Origin of the sequence: Lyngbya aestuarii BL J (assembly GCF_000478195.2) — a bacterium.
GTDB classification, from domain to species: domain Bacteria; phylum Cyanobacteriota; class Cyanobacteriia; order Cyanobacteriales; family Microcoleaceae; genus Capilliphycus; species Capilliphycus aestuarii.
Genome location: NZ_AUZM01000103.1, coordinates 1 through 16,051, shown reverse-complemented (window position 1 = coordinate 16,051; position 16,051 = coordinate 1). Strand labels below are relative to the sequence as shown.

General features: G+C 42.9%; 12 protein-coding genes. 8 read left to right on the top strand and 4 right to left on the bottom strand.

Translation table 11 applies throughout. From position 1 onward, the window contains the following. The coding region (locus M595_RS25170; RefSeq protein WP_023069375.1) for a Calx-beta domain-containing protein at positions 1-2,076 on the top strand (2,076 nt) is incomplete at its 5' end. An 87-nt stretch (positions 2,077-2,163) separates the two neighbouring features. Here M595_RS25170 and M595_RS25165 read toward each other — a convergent pair. Beyond that, a complete protein-coding gene (locus M595_RS25165) occupies positions 2,164-3,636 on the bottom strand; it encodes an aldehyde dehydrogenase family protein (RefSeq protein ID WP_023069382.1) in 1,473 nt (490 codons plus the stop codon). A gap of 311 nt (positions 3,637-3,947) precedes the next feature. Between M595_RS25165 and M595_RS25160 the strand changes: the two genes are divergently transcribed. The 6 genes from M595_RS25160 (at position 3,948) to M595_RS25135 (ending at position 9,290) form a co-directional block, all read left to right on the top strand. After that, the gene (locus tag M595_RS25160) at positions 3,948-5,240 is read left to right on the top strand and encodes a glutamate-5-semialdehyde dehydrogenase (RefSeq protein ID WP_023069374.1); all 1,293 of its coding nucleotides are present in this window, start codon (positions 3,948-3,950) and stop codon (positions 5,238-5,240) included. A gap of 527 nt (positions 5,241-5,767) precedes the next feature. After that, complete coding sequence (locus tag M595_RS25155; protein WP_023069383.1) at positions 5,768-6,757, top strand: hypothetical protein; 990 nt, start codon at positions 5,768-5,770, stop codon at positions 6,755-6,757. Between the two features lie 2 nt (positions 6,758-6,759). Further along, positions 6,760-7,167 (top strand): hypothetical protein, encoded by a 408-nt coding sequence (locus M595_RS25150; protein ID WP_052001896.1) that lies wholly within the window; start codon positions 6,760-6,762, stop codon positions 7,165-7,167. Between the two features lie 99 nt (positions 7,168-7,266). Beyond that, positions 7,267-8,079, top strand: coding sequence for a hypothetical protein (locus M595_RS25145; protein WP_023069371.1), 813 nt, complete (start codon positions 7,267-7,269; stop codon positions 8,077-8,079). A 300-nt stretch (positions 8,080-8,379) separates the two neighbouring features. Next, positions 8,380-8,583, top strand: coding sequence for a hypothetical protein (locus tag M595_RS25140; RefSeq protein ID WP_023069379.1), 204 nt, complete (start codon positions 8,380-8,382; stop codon positions 8,581-8,583). 5 nt (positions 8,584-8,588) lie between these two features. Further along, a complete protein-coding gene (locus tag M595_RS25135) occupies positions 8,589-9,290 on the top strand; it encodes a Uma2 family endonuclease (protein ID WP_023069377.1) in 702 nt (233 codons plus the stop codon). Positions 9,291-9,466: 176 nt separating this feature from the next. Here the strand turns inward: M595_RS25135 and M595_RS25130 are convergent, their stop codons facing one another. Continuing rightward, positions 9,467-10,912, bottom strand: coding sequence for a calcium-binding protein (locus M595_RS25130; RefSeq protein WP_023069372.1), 1,446 nt, complete (start codon positions 10,910-10,912; stop codon positions 9,467-9,469). 146 nt (positions 10,913-11,058) lie between these two features. Beyond that, positions 11,059-12,180, bottom strand: a complete 1,122-nt coding sequence (locus M595_RS25125; protein WP_238987139.1) for an RNA-guided endonuclease InsQ/TnpB family protein — start codon at positions 12,178-12,180, stop codon at positions 11,059-11,061. 316 nt (positions 12,181-12,496) lie between these two features. Here M595_RS25125 and M595_RS25120 point away from each other — a divergent pair, with 316 nt between their 5' ends. Continuing rightward, on the top strand, positions 12,497-14,323 hold the full coding sequence (locus M595_RS25120) for a vWA domain-containing protein (RefSeq protein WP_023069381.1): 1,827 nt from the start codon (positions 12,497-12,499) through the stop codon (positions 14,321-14,323). Between the two features lie 203 nt (positions 14,324-14,526). Here the strand turns inward: M595_RS25120 and M595_RS25115 are convergent. After that, on the bottom strand, positions 14,527-16,051 hold a 1,525-nt coding region (locus tag M595_RS25115; protein ID WP_338041673.1), incomplete at its 5' end, for a cation:proton antiporter domain-containing protein.

The following is a 16,051-nucleotide window of genomic DNA, read 5'->3' as shown; positions in this document are numbered from 1 at the left end:
GAACCCACACCCGAACCCACACCCGAACCTATCCCCGAACCCACACCCGAACCTATCCCCGAACCCACACCCGAACCTATCCCCGAACCTATCCCTGAACCTATCCCTGAACCCACACCGGAACCTATCCCTGAACCCACACCAACACCTGTTGTCGGAACATTAGGTTTTTCTTTAGCCAGTGTTGAGGTGAATGAAGATGGAACTAACGCCACAATTACTGTGAATAGAACTGGCGGAACTGATGGTATTATTACTGTTGATTATGCCACTGTAAATGATACAGCAATTGCAGGAACTGACTACAGTGCTACATCAGGAACACTCACCTTTGCAGATACAGAAACGACTCAATCTTTCACTATTCCTATTTTGGAAGATATCGAAATTGAAGGCAATGAATCTTTCAATTTAACCCTGACAAATACGACGGGAGGTGCGACTTTAGGAACGGCAACTTCTACTGTTAATATTGTTGATAATGACGTGTTAATGGTGGGAACTATTGACTTTAGTGCAGCTACATTTAGCGTTAATGAAGATGGCACACCGATAACAGAAATTACCGTTACCCGAACCGGGGGAAGTCAAGGCGCCGTTAGTGTGAATTTGACTCAAACAAATGGAAGCGCAACTTCTCCAGCAGATTATACCAATGCACCGATAACTGTTAACTTTGCCGATGGGGATAGTACACCTCAAATCGTGACAATTCCCATTATTAATGATACCACATTTGAACCGACAGAAACCCTAAACTTAGTCTTAGGAACACCAACAGGCGGGGCAACTTTGGGAACACAAAATACCGCTTCATTACAAATTGTTGATAATGATCCAAGTAGTAATCTTCAACTTACCAGTGCAACTTACTTAGGAACTGCAAATGATGATTTAGCCAGTGCGGTTGAGATTTCCCCAACCGATGAAGCAATTATTGTAGCAGGAAACTTCAATGGTGCTGGTGAAATTCGTCGCCTAACCGATGCAAATACAGCACCCCTTTCAACAACAGCTTTAGGCGGTGTAGTTAACGATATGGATGTTGATCGCGATAGTGGTGAAATTGTTGCAGTTGGTAGCTTTGGAATCAAAGTTTATAATCAAAATGCCGGAACAGTTTTATGGTCACAAACCGGAACATTTGACCGAGTTGCAGTTGCAAATGATGGTACTGTTGCCACACTAACAAATAGCACTGATACGGTTACATTGTGGAGTCCAACCGGAACCCAATTAGCCACTCAAACCTTAACTGGAACCGATATTCGTCCCGCAGATATTGCGATTAATCCCAGCACAAAACAAGTGTATGTAACCGGATTTAATCAAGTCACTGGCACCTTACAAACGCCATTTATCCGAGGATTTGATGCCAATCTCAGCCAAATTTGGAATACTTGGGATTACAGTTCAGCACAAGTAACCGGACAAAATTTAGGTGCAGATACACGCGGACAACGAATTACTTTTGGACAAAATGGCGGACTCTATTTCCTGGGTAAAACAGATGGTGGAAATAACGTATTTCAACGAGATGGTGAAGATATTACCCAACAATTAGCAACCAAAGTTACCGTCGATAAATTCAATAATTTTGCGGGTGCGGGTTCCGGTTCATTTACTTTCCATTCTAAGATTAATCCAACGAATGGCAGTATCGAACGAGGTCAATTTATCTTGGCAAATAGTGGAACAAAACCCAATAGTTTTAACCCCCATTCCATCACCGCAGATGAAGTTGGAAATGTCTATATTGGTGGTTCCTCTGCGTTCCAACTGCAAAACCGAAATAGCCAACAAATTAACGGTCAAACTGTTGGAAATTACACTTTGGGTGAAATTGCAGTCATAGGATTAACGCCTGATTATACCGTGCGGAAATTCTGGACTCCTTTAACACAAACAGGTGATGCAGATGGTTCCAAAGGAAATGTCAACGGATTTGCTGTTCGTAATGGTCAAGCAGCGATTTTTGGAACGATTAATCAACCCGCAGTCGCGACAACTCCCGGTGCAATTAATCCCAATCCTCTAGGTGCAAAGGATGCTTATTTAGCACTCTGGAATGTCTAGAAATCGCCTCAAATAATACCTCAAAAAAACAGTAGGATGGGTTAGCAAAAGCATGACCCATCTTTCTTTTTTAGTAACCCTTCAGTCTTACAATCGAATATTTACAGTCTTAACTTCGGTGTATTGCTGCAAACCATACTCACCCAATTCTCGACCCATTCCTGACTGTTTAAAGCCACCAAAAGGCGCCGCAACATCAAACGCATGATAAGTATTAACCCAAACCGTTCCCGCCCGAACACTGTGAGCAACTTTATGGGCTTTACTGAGATCTTTTGTCCAAATTCCTGCGGCTAAACCATATATTGTATCGTTCGCCCGTTGAATGACTTCCTCAACATCTTTGAACTTAATAATACTCATTACCGGGCCAAAAATTTCTTCACGGGCAATTTTCATGTGGTCTTGAACATCAGCAAAAACAGTCGGTTCAATAAAATAACCGCGATCGCCTACACGCTTTCCACCACATAAAACTTTAGCGCCTTCACGCATTCCCGACTCAATATAACTCATCACTCTTTCAAATTGAACATCATCAACTTGGGGGCCTTGTTGAGTCTGTTCATCAAAAGGATCTCCGACTCGGCGTTGTTGAGCTTTTTCCGCACATTTCTGCACAAATTCATCATAACAACTTTCTTCAACAAACACCCGTGAACCTGCGTTACAACATTGCCCTTGATTGAAAAATAAACCGAGATGAACTCCTGCAATTGCGGCATCAAAATCAGCATCCGCAAACACAATATTCGGACTCTTTCCACCCAATTCTAAAGTGACTCGTTTTAGGTTACTTTTAGCAGACGCTTCCATAATTAAATGTCCGACTTCCGTTGAACCCGTGAACGCAACTTTATCAATATCCATGTGATGAGCGATAGCCGCACCCGCAGTAGGCCCGTAACCCGATAGAATATTTACAACTCCGGGTGGAAACCCTGCTTCTAATATTAATTCCCCAATTTTTAACGCAGAAAGCGGCGTTTGTTCTGCCGTTTTTAGAATCACAGTATTTCCAGTAGCCAACGCAGGGCCGAGTTTCCAAGCTTGCATAACAAGGGGAAAATTCCAGGGAATAATTTGACCCACAACGCCAACAGGTTCATGGCGAGTGTAACAGAATTGGGGGCCATCAACGGGAATTGTTTTGCCTTGAATTTTATCTGCCCAACCTGCATAATAGCGATAACAAGCGATCGCAAACGGTAAATCTATTGTCATAGACTCGCCGATAGGTTTCCCATTATCCAGGGTTTCAAGAAGGGCAAGTTCTTCTTTATTTTGTTCGATTAAATCTGCTAATTTATACAGAAGTTCACCCCGTTTGCGAGCAGACATATTCGGCCAATCTCCCGTATTAAAAGCTTTACGGGCGGCTGCAACGGCTTTTTCGACATCCGCAGCATCAGCTTCTGCTACATCACAAATGACCTCTCCTGTTGCGGGGTTTATGGTTTCAAACCGTTTACCTGAAACACTTTCTACCCATTCATTATTTATTAACAGTTTCGTCTGACTGATTTTAACTTTTTCTTGGGGTCGTGCTGTCGTTACCATAATTTTATCCTAAATTGACTTTAAATTTGAGATCTAGTTGTATTGTCATGATCAGATTGAACAATTAGAGTAAATTTTATATTTTTTTTATAATTAGATTGACTTTCCTAAATCTGTTAAAATCGTAAGTAATTCTACTGAGTTTTATTGGGAATTCTGTCATTCTGAACGCAGTGAAGAATCTCTTAGACCCTTCGTTTTACTCAGGATAAATCTAAACAAAGAACTTTTGTAGACGTTAGAATGAACAGATTCAGCTAGGATAAAAAATACAATAGATACTTCCAATCTTGATTGAACCTTAAATAAAGATGATGACTTCTCACTCTCTAACCGATCTCGCCCAACAAACCCGTCAAGCCGCCCAAAAATTAGCCGTTGTTTCTACAGAAGCCAAAAATCAAGCTTTAGAAGCTGTCGCCGAAGCCTTAGAAGCGGCAACTGCTGATATTATCACCGCCAATAAAACCGACTGTCAGCAAGCCGAAATTGATGGTGTTCCTAAACCATTATATCATCGGTTGAAGATGGATGCAACGAAGTTAAAAAGTGCAATCACGGGTTTAAGAAATGTCGCAAAATTACCCGATCCAGTCGGTAAAATTCAAATTCATCGAGAACTAGATGAAGGGTTAATTCTCAAGCGGTTGACTTGTCCGTTAGGCGTTTTAGGAGTGGTTTTTGAAGCCCGTCCCGATGCGGTGATTCAGATTTCTGCTTTGGCAATAAAATCGGGAAATGGAGTGATTTTAAAAGGCGGAAAAGAGGCAACAAATACCTGTCAGGTGTTGGTCAAAGCGATTCAAGCCGGACTCGCAAAAACCGCAATTAATCCCAACGCAGTTCAACTATTAACCACTAGAGAAGAAATAATCGAACTGTTGAAACTCGACGAATATGTTGACCTAATTATTCCCAGAGGTTCCAACGCTTTTGTGAGATTTATTCAGGAAAATACCCGGATTCCCGTGTTAGGTCACGCCGACGGAATTTGTCACGTTTACATCGATAAATTAGCGGAACTTCAGAAAGCGGTTAAGATCACCGTTGACGCAAAAACAAACTATCCCGCAGCTTGTAACGCTGTAGAAACGTTGTTAGTTCATTCTGATATTGCAGCCGAATTTCTGCCGAAAGTTGTGGGGGAATTACAACAGCATAACGTTGAATTGCGGGGCGATGAACGCACTCAAAATATTACCCCAATGCCAGCGGCGACTGCCGAAGATTGGTCTACAGAATATTGTGATTTGATATTATCCATTAAAATTGTAGACTCCTTAGAAGAAGCAATTGCCCATATCAATACTTACGGTTCAAAACATACGGAAGCCATTGTAACAGAAGACGCAGAAACCGCCCAAACGTTTCTTGATTTTGTTGATGCTGCGGGCGTTTTTCACAACTGTTCAACTCGGTTTGCAGATGGTTTTCGCTATGGGTTTGGGGCGGAAGTTGGTATTAGTACCCAACAAATGCCTCCGCGTGGGCCAGTGGGTTTAGAAGGGTTAGTAACCTATAAATATAAAGTGGTCGGAAATGGTCATATTGCGGCGACTTATTCGGGCGAAAATGCTAAACCTTTTACCCATAAAGACATCTAATTTTGTTAACCTCTCCGCCCCCTTCCGCCCCTCAAATTTAGCCTCTGCCTCCCTCCGCCCCCAAATTTAGCCTCTGCCCCCCTCCGCCCCCCAAATTTGGGGGGAACTAAGTTTTTCCAAGTCCCCATCTTTCCAAGTCCCCCATCTTTCCAAGTCCCCCATCTTTCCAAGTCCCCCATCTTTCCAAGTCCCCCAGAATTGGGGGATTTAGGGGGCGGGGATTTAGGGGGCGGGGATTTAGGGGGCAGGGGATTTAGGGGGAGTGTAAAACGGTATCTAGAAAGCGAGGGGAGTAACAGGTTTGAGACAATAACTCAACTCATCTCAAGATAACTTTGATCATTAAGATTATTACAGAGAAATTTTAATTCCTAGCCAACTCACTTATTTAAGTAAATTTACGCAATTTTTAAGCCGGAAAAAAACATTGAAAATCCGTAATTAAACGGATTCGCTGAACCTGAATTTGCGCTTATAATCCTGATTATAAAGGATTGAATACGCAACGAACTGAGGACACAACATCTATGATTTTTATTATCCCGATTGTGTTGGGAGCGGTTGCTCTTGGTAGTGCGGTTTTGGGTGTGGAAAAGGGTGTATCAGGCATTTCTAAAAAGCAGAAAGCGGAGAAAATTGGCAAGAATGCACAGAAACGACATGATGTAGCCAGAGAACGTGCAGAACAGGAATGGAAAACAACTCAACAACTTGCAGAAGAATATGGTCAACTGCAAATTGACGTTAAAAGCCGCACAATTGGTCGGTTTATTGCTTTTATTGAACGCATTGGTCAAAAAGGTTCCCTAGAAGATAAACGATTTTTAGAAGATTTAGAAGGCTTTTCCATTGAAGATCTCAAGGCGTACAAAGCAGAAGCTTTAGAAGCTTACAAAATAGCTACGGGAGGATTCAAAGCAGTAGGAGCCGGAGCCGGAGCCGGAGCCGCAGCAGGTCAGGGAACATTAACAATGGTGGGACTTCTGGGTACTGCCAGTACCGGAACTGCTATTTCTGGACTCAGTGGTGCTGCGGCTACGAACGCAACCTTAGCCTGGTTGGGGGGTGGTTCTCTGGCCGCGGGTGGAGGGGGAATGGCTCTCGGTACAGTAGTCCTGGGAGGAATTGTAGCTGGCCCGACTTTAGCAATCGGAGGATTTGTATTAGCAGGTGAAGGTGAAAAAGCCCTCACAAATGCACAGGAATATGAGTCTAAAGCTAATGCTGAGATTGCCAAAATTGAAGAAGCTCAGGAATTGCTGAAACAAATACAAAACAGAGTAATTGAGTTGAAATGTTTCGTAGAACATTTGAATACTCGTGCTGTTTTAGCCTTGAATGAATTAGAATCTCAACCCTTTGATCGTGACCGAGATTATGATAAGTTTCAACAACTAGCATTATTGGTGAAAGCGATGTCGGAAATTATGAAAACTCCAGTTTTAGATAATCAAGGACATCCAAATCCAATCATTAAAAATCTGCGCGAAAAATATGGTTATCTTCAAGGAGTATAAACATGGGTAGTAAGGTAAATCATGTAGATGTTGTTAACAGTTTGACCGATCCGCTTGAATGTGTGCGTGAAATGGTGACAGCTTGCACAGATTATTTAACAATTGCTGAGGAGGAACGCACCAAAAGACAGGAAATCAAAGCCTGGGAAAAAGCAACCATCGCTGACATTAATGCTCGACGGGATTTTTTGATTAAATATTTAGAGCTTTCCTTTGATGAACGGGCTAAGAATTTTCATCAACTGTTTAATGTAGTGGATCAAGCTATTGATAACGGTGATAACCAAAAATTAGCTTTGGCTTTACATTCAATCACTGAATTAGCAAAGTCTAGCCCGTTTAAAGATTTAGCCAATTTAACTTCGGTGAAAGCGGCTTTGAACGATCCGAATCACGAATGGACGTTTTAAGGTAATAATCAGCAGTAGGATGGGTATTGCTCATCCTACAAAACTTTGAATCTTGATTATCAAGGATTGATCACGCAACAAACAGAGGACACAACATCTATGATTTTTATTATCCCGATTGTTTTGGGAGCGGCGGCTGTTGGTAGTGCGGCTCTGGGTGTGGGAAAAGGGGTATCAGGCATTTCTAAAAAGCAGAAAGCCGATAAAATTGTCAAGAATGCACAACAACGACACGATGTAGCGAGAGAACGTGCGGAACAGGAATGGAAAACAACTGAACAGCTTGCAGAAGAATATGGTCAACTGCAAATAGACGTTAAAAGCCGCACAATTGGTCGGTTTTTTGCTTTTATTGAACGGAATGGTCAAAAAGGTTCCCTAAAAGATAAACGATTTTTAGAAGGTTTAGAAGGCTTTTCTATTGAAGACATAAAGAAGTACAAAGTAGAAGCTTATAAAAAAGTGACGGGAGGCGTCAAAGCAGCAGGAGTCGGAGGAATGGCTATCGGCACAGCAGTCTCGGGAGGAATTGTAGCTGGCCCTGCTTTAGCAGTCGTAGGATTTGTATTAGCAAGTGAAGGCAATAAAAAACTCACAAAAACCCGAGAATATGAGTCTAAAATTGATGTTGATATCGCAAAAATTGAAGAAGCTCAGGAGTATATAAAAGTGGTAAAAAAACAAATAATAGAGTTTAAAAATTTGTTGAAACATTTGAACAAACGTGCTGTTTTAGCCTTAAAGGAACTAGAATCTAAACCCTTTGATCGTGACCGAGATGCTGCCAAGTTTCAAAAACTAGGATTGTTGGTGAAAGCGATGTTAGAAATTATGAAAACTCCAGTTTTAGATAATCAAGGACATCCAAATCCAATCATTAAAAATCTGCGCGAAAAATATCGTTATCTTTAACGGATATAAACATGGGTACTAAGCAGACAACTAGACAAGGGATTAAAATCCCTTGCTAAAAACCGAAGTCCTCTCAAGAGGACTTTGTATCAGTTAACAGCTATTTGAGTCGGTTTGAACCGACTTTTGCTATTAGCCAAGAAATAAATTTCTTGGTAAACTGGATAATAGCTCAGGAAATATAGCAGTATTGAATGAGTTGTAAGTATTCAAGCAAGCAAGATGCTTGCACTACAAGCTTTGCTGAGATTTGCGACTCTCACAAATGATTTCTGATTGCTATATAATCCTTTGATAACAATGAATAACCCGCATATTCCTTTATCTGAACTCCACCAACAAATTGACGCCGGGGTAAAACAAGCGATCGCGAACTCTATCGAAAGACACCGCAAACTGGGGGAATCAATTAGTATTTGGAAAGATGGAAAAGTCGTCACCCTAACCGCCGATCAAATTCCTCCATTTTCATCAACTGATCAACCCCAGGAGCAACCGAGGTAAAACCAATGGTACAACAAATACCGGAAACTCAAACGAATATCATCTATCCCGACAGCGACGGTCAACCAATGGCGGACAATACCCTACAATTTCGATGGATTGTAACGATTAAAGAAAATCTAGAAATCCTGTTTTCTGAGGATGAAAACGTCTTTGTAGCGGGTGATTTACTGTGGTATCCGGTTGAGGGAAAGCCGAAAATTTGTCAGGCGCCCGACGTTTTGGTTGTCTTTGGAAGACCCAAGGGAGAACGGGGTTCCTATCGACAATGGGAGGAAAATAATATCGCGCCTCAAGTTGTTTTTGAAATCCTATCGCCGGGAAATCGCCCCCAGGAAATGATCAGGAAACTACTTTTTTATCAACAATATGGCGTGGAAGAATATTATATTTTCGACCCCCAAAATATTGAATTTATGGGTTCTCTGCGCGTCGATGAACATTTAGAAGAAATTGAAAATATCCAGAGTTGGGTGAGTCCTCGGTTACAAATTCGCTTTGAACTGACAGAAAACACTTTAGAAATTTATCGTCCTGATGGGCGAAAGTTTCTGACTTCTGTAGAACTTAATCAACGCGCCGAAGAAGCTTTGGCTCAACTCGAAGAAGAACGAACGCTCAGACAACAAGAACAACAACGTTATCAAGCTTTAATTGAACGGTTGCGAGAACAAGGAATTGATCCAGAACAATTTTTAAACAGTTAGAGAACAAAGTGATTTTTGAACAATGTGTTCGTCCTCCTTTTTCTCCGTTAAATGTAGTTAATCATTCCCCTCTCAAAGTAGGAGAGGGGCTAGGGGTGAGGTCAAATGTAGTTAATCATTCCCCTCTCAAAGTAGGAGAGGGGTTGGGGGAGAGGTCAAGCGATCGCCAATTTAAACTAAATAAATCGAATCGGAGTATTATCTAAATCCTCTCCAATTTCAAAGTCCGTAACTCCTTCTAAAATAGCGATTAATTCATTCGCCCCAGACGTTCGTAAAAAGATCGCCGTTCCCACTGGAAACCCTTCAGGAGATTCATTAAATAAATAATCACCCGAAGCACTTAACTGAATAATATCTTGAGTGGAATCAAAATCAAGAATTAACGCATAATCATCCACACCCGAAAAATCTTCCTCAGTTAGATTATCATAATAAACCTGTGCTTCATCCCCCAAAACAAACGTATCAAACCCATCCCCTCCATAAAGCGTATCAATCTCAATCAGTCCGGGAATATCAGACTCAACATCAACCCCAATTAACAGATCATTACCCTTATCGCCACTGACATAATCGTTACCCGTACCGCCAATAACAGTATCATCCGCCCGACCCCCATACAACAAGTCAGCCGCAGTACCGCCATCGAGAAAATCATCCTGTTTATCACCCCGGAGAAAATCTTTACCGTCTCCTCCAAACAAACTATCTTGATCTTGACCTCCGTAGAGAACATCTTCATCACCCCCGCCATCAAGGAAATCACTTCCTGCATTTCCACTCAGAATATCATCCCCCGCATCGCCCGTGAGAGTATCATTATCCTCACCGCCAAACAGAGTATCATTGCGTTCACCGCCATCGAGGGTATCATCGCCTTTATCACCAAACATCAGGTCATTCCCCACACCACCCAAGAGAGTGTCAACATTCACCCCGCCATAAAACGTATCATTTCCGGTTCCCCCCTCTAGATAGTCATCGCCAATATTTCCCTGTAATAAATCATTACCACTTTCTCCCAATAGCGTGTCATTATTGCGTCCGCCATAAATAATGTCATTTCCGTCATTTCCATTCAGAGAGTCATCGGCTTGTAACCCAGAAATAGTGTCATCTCCACCCCGTCCTGTAATTAAATCTCGGTTGTCGGTTCCCACTAAAAGATTATTTCCGTCATCGCCTTCTAAGCCTGTCTCTGGCGGTAATGGCGTGGGTTCGGGTGTTGGTGTTGGGTCAGGTGTTGGTGTTGGGTCAGGTGTGGGAGTTGGGTCAGGTGTGGGAGTTGGGTCAGGTGTGGGAGTTGGGTCAGGTGTTGGTGTTGGGTCAGGTGTTGGTGTTGGGTCAGGTGTTGGTGTTGGGTCAGGTGTTGGTGTTGGGTCAGGTGTGGGTACTGGAATTGGTGGAAGTGTGGGTACGGGTGTCGGAGTTGGCCCCACAGGAGTCGGTGTTGGTTCTAGAATAGGAGGCGGAGTCGGTTCGATGGGTGCGGCGGCTTCTCCCTCCTCATCCTGTCTCGACCTCCTCTGAATGTCAACTTCCCCTCTACTCGCATTTAACGTGACTGCGGCGAAACTCGAATCTAAAATTTTGTTAAATTCATCTTGATTACGAACCATTTAACGTCCCTCACACATAGTAGTGCTGTCCAAACTACTGTGACTTCTCCCAACACCAAAACTTCGTGTATGGTGCGGGCGTTGCTTTTCCTCACAGTTAAGAGTTCCTGCGTTGCACTTACCTAGTTTCCCCCGGTAGTACGCAGTCAGCAGGCGGTTTTCTTTCCCCAATAGTCCGAAACGTACTTTTTAATTCCACGATTACAGATTACCTCGGCTGAGGCAATATCACGATTGTTTGAATACCCACATTCATCGCAAGTATGCCAACGAATTGAAAGTTTATTATCCCATTCGTTACCACAATTAGGACATTGTTTAGATGTTCCTCTGTGATCAACAACTGCAAAAAACTTTCCTCTCTTCCAACATACCCACTTCAACAATTCTCGAAACTGCCCAAAACTTGCATCTAGAGAATGTTTACCTAGAAATCCTTTAGCCATGACTCTATAATCAATGTCTTCAACAAAGATTGAGTCAGCTTGGTCACAAAGTTGATGGGCTATCTTTAAGTGAAAATCTTTTCGCGTGTTTGCTATTTTGTGATGTAATCGTGCAACCTTAATTTGTGCTTTCTCCCAATTCTTAGACCGCTTTTGTTTACGAGAGGCTCTACGTTGCAGCAATTTAAGCTGGCGTTGTAAATCTACAAAAAACTTAGGTCTAGAAATAGTTAATCCATCTGATGTTGCTAGAAAATCAATCAACCCAACATCTACACCAATGGCTCGTCCGAAAGAAGGGGAATCGGGGACTATAACATCAGCTTGAATTGTGATGACAACAAACCATTTAGTCCCCCTGCATCTAGATACAACTCTCACACCTTTAACTTTAAATCCATCAGGTATTTCACGGTGCAAGTTGATATCTACAAGCCCAATCTTGGGAAGCTTAAGTTGACCTCCTTTGATTGGATTAGTTGCAAATTGAGGGAACAAAAACGATTGATAGCGACCATACTTTTTAAAACGTGGAAAACCCCGCCCTCTCTGTCTGAAAGATTCCCAAGAGTTGTGTAAGCGTTTAACAACATCCTGGGTGACTTGTGAATGAACTTCTTTGAGTTCGGGTTCAGTTTTTTTCCACTGGGTTAACTGTCGCTTTTGCTCCATGTAATCAGGAAATGGAATATCAAGAGACATCATATATTCCCGATTAATTGAGCATCTATCAATCAGACACTTCCGACTGTTCATCCAGTCTTTTAAGTCTCGCAGACAACGATTATAAAGTCGTCTACAAGTCTCTAGCCAACTCAACATTAATTTTTGTTGAGCCGCACTAGGATAAATTCGGTAAGTGTAGTTCATTGTTAGTACCATAGACTATATCTTAGTACACAGAGGTTCAGTGCTAACTGTTTTCCGGGCATCGTAGCAAGATCCGCGTAGGGGTACCCCCTTAACAGTTTTGGGGATGTCCATGGATGAGGGGCTGTCTGCGTGGGTTTCCCGCGCAGTTTATACGCCCCGTCCCGACACTAAAACTTCGTTTATGCTGCGGGGCTTATTGCCTCCCCAAACCCCACCAAACTACTCTAAACTAAGATTCATACAGTAACTTACCCCAACTTTAGCAATGCAAGCGAACTACTCCCTCTCGTACCCGCTTATTGCAACAAATACTCCCGCTACTGTCGATCTGATTCTCAATTTCAACGCCCAAACTCAAGGGGAAACTTCTCCCCGTCGTCCATTAAACCTCAGTTTGGTGATTGATCGTTCCGGTTCGATGGCGGGTCAATCTTTGCGTTATGCTATCAAAGCCGCTCAACAATTAGTCGAATCTCTCACTGCTGATGATATCGTTTCTGTGGTCATTTATGATGATCAAAGCGAAACAATATTACCTCCCCAAACTGTAGAAGATAAAGCCGCTATTTGTAAACAAATTGGTCGCATTCGCGCCGGGGGTTGTACCAACTTAAGCGGGGGTTGGTTAATGGGCTGTGATTGTGTAAAATCTCGCCAAACTTCCGACCGACTCAACCGGGTATTATTGTTAACTGACGGACAGGCGAACATGGGAATTACTGACCCGAAAGTTCTCACCAAAACCGCCAAAAACCAAGCAGAAACCGGAATTATTACCACAACTTTAGGGTTTGGAAGCTATTTTAATGAAGACCTGCTGATTAGTATGGCAGATGCAGCAGGCGGCAACTTTTATTTTATTCAATCTCCCGATGATGTCGCCCAAGTTTTTCGGATTGAATTAGAGAGTTTAACCGCAGTTGTCGGCCAAAACCTCACCGTGAAATTACAACCGGAAACCGGAGTTGAAATTACCGAAGTTCTCAACAATTATCGTTCGACTCGTCAAGGGGAAGAACTCGAGTTATTCTTAGGTGATGTGTATCAAGTCGAAGCCAAACAACTCGCCCTACAATTATCAATTCCCCCCCAAGAAAACGCCGGAGAAATTAAGCTAATAACCGTAACCTACAATTATCAAACCCTAGTTGAAGACAGCATTCAATCTCAATCGGAACAATTCCCCATTTCTGTTACCGTTGGTTCAGAAGAACAAGCCAGTCAATCCCAACTTAATTCTACCGTTCTCGAACAAACCAGTCAACTCAGAATCGCCCGTCTCAAAGATGAAGCCATCGCCTTAGCCGATCAAGGTCAGTATAAACAAGCCGCCGAAAAATTGCGTTCAGCCGTTGAAGATATCAGGAGTAAACTCTTAGATGAAATCTTTGAAATAGCCGAAGAAATCGAACAATTAAACTATTACGCCCAACGGTTAGAAAATAAAAGCCTGGATGCAGCGACTCGCAAAGAAATGCGCGATCAGTCCTACCAAACCCGCAACCGCAGTCGTAGCGATTTAAAATTACGGGGAATAACATCAGGAAATGCGTCCAGTTTACCCGGAGTTGAAGAAGCCGGAGATGGAATTTTATTAAAATGTTTTCGCGAGGGCGGAAAGTTGCGAGTGCGGGCAATTTCAGAAGGATATAATTCTGATTTGAATGTACAGTTTCCCCGCAATATTCGTCAAGAAGGCGTGACTTATGTTGTTGATGAAATTATTCTCTCCCCCAAAGGTGACTTTTATCGGGTAAAAGGGGATATTCGACGTTTAGGAACAGCAACTCAGACCGAATTAAATCCAACTCAAACCCGTTCAAAATCTTTGCAAGCCGCCAAAGCAACAGGGAGCTATGAAGATTTAGAAACCGTTGATGACGTGGGAAATGGGGTATTAGTTCAATGCGTGAAAGAAGGGCGTAAATTGAGGGCGCGAGTAGTTTCGGATGGGTATAATCCCGATTTTAATATTCGTTTTCCTCGAAATATTCGCGCCGAAGGGGTGTTATATGTCGTCGATGAAGTGCGAGAATCTTCCGATGGAAAATCCTATGCAGCTTATGGAAAAATCCGTCGATTATTGCAATAGTTTGTGATGTCTCGTCGTGACTTCTTAATTTTCAACCGACAACCCCGGATCAAACTCAAAGGCATCAGGAACTAATCTCTGAGATTCAACTGAAGCAGTTGTGTAAATATGCTTTTTAGCAGTTGTGTGAGGTCAAAATCTCCCGATCAATCATCTATAGCAAATCTTGAGGAATTTCAGATTACAAAAGGTGGGCGGAGGAATCACGTGGGCTGATTTTTCTGAAACCATCTACCATAAAGTTTCGTGAGGGGAGTTGCACTCAAACCTTGAGCAAGAATCGAAGCACAAATCATCAAAGAACAAACCAACCAAACTTCCTCTACACCCACTCGCCGCAGAGAATAACCCGTATAAAAGATCGCAGCCACACCAATCGGCCCAAACCAACCGACGAATAGTGCTTCTGGAATATTTTTGATCGGTTTAACAAATCGATGAAATAATAAAATCGCAGGAAGTCGTCGCAACAATAGCACAGCCAAAACCAGAACAATATTCCACCATCCCAAAGACCACCATTGTTGCCAGGGAATCATTAAGCCCAGCAGAATAAAAATGGGTAAAGTAAAAAAGCGGTTGATTGCCTCTTGAACGTTATCTTCCTCCGATCTCTCCTGACCCCCAATGACATTCCCAAAAGCCCGTCCGGCGACAAATACAGCCAGAATTCCATCTGTTCCGAGCAGCTTACCTGCCCCGAGAACCGTCACAGAGAGTGCCAGAGTATAACCCAGAAACGAAGAACGCTCTATCGTTTTTTTACGTTCAGCCCACTTTAACAGGCGACCCGCTAAATGACCAAAAAGCCAACCCCAAAAGATCGCCCCCCCAACATCCCACAGCAGCACATCTACAAACCAGTGAGTCAGTAAATCGCCATCACTGGCAGAACGCTCTAGCATGAGGATACACAATAATACAAACGGATAAGCCAAACCATCATTCATACCCGATTCTGCCGAGATCAGATGCCGGATACCTTTGGGAAGATAATCTTCAGCGATCACGCCCGTCACAATCGAAGTTGAAACAATCGGATCAGTCGGGGTAATGACTGAACCCACAAGCATCGCTTCCCAAAACGGAATTTTTAAAATCCAATACACCAATAAACCGCTAACCCCCCACATCATCGGCATCACCAATCCCAACAGGACAGCTAAGGGTTTCCAGTTACGGAAAAAATAGTGCGGGGGTAATCGTAGCGCCACCCCCATCAACCCAATTGCCATCGTTAGGCGGGTCGTTTGTTCGAGAAGATCTTCCGGTGGTATACCCCAACCTATCGGATGCACTAAATCCAGCGCAACCGGCCCCAGTAATATTCCCAGAACCAAAGCAGTTAGGGGATCACAAGTCCACCAATGGCGCCGGAAATAGTCGGAGAGGAGTCCGAGAAATAGAACAATCGCACCGATAGCTGTAATGACAATATTAAGTTCATCTTGTTCGGCGGCAGGAGACCTCCGCCATAAGGAACGTTGGCGTGGGGAGGAATGCACGGGGACTCTCTCTCCCACAAAGTAGTCTGGATGAACTATAATTAAGTTATGATACAATCCCTGACTACTAAATGTAAGTTGATAGTCTCGCCAAACATTCGAGAGAAGATTGATGAAACTCTCGAAGGGTTTGCAGGTGCCTGTAACCAAATTTTGCAAACAGCTAAACAGGAAAACTGCTGGAACACTACCAAGTTGCATCACCTGACCTACAAACTTGTTC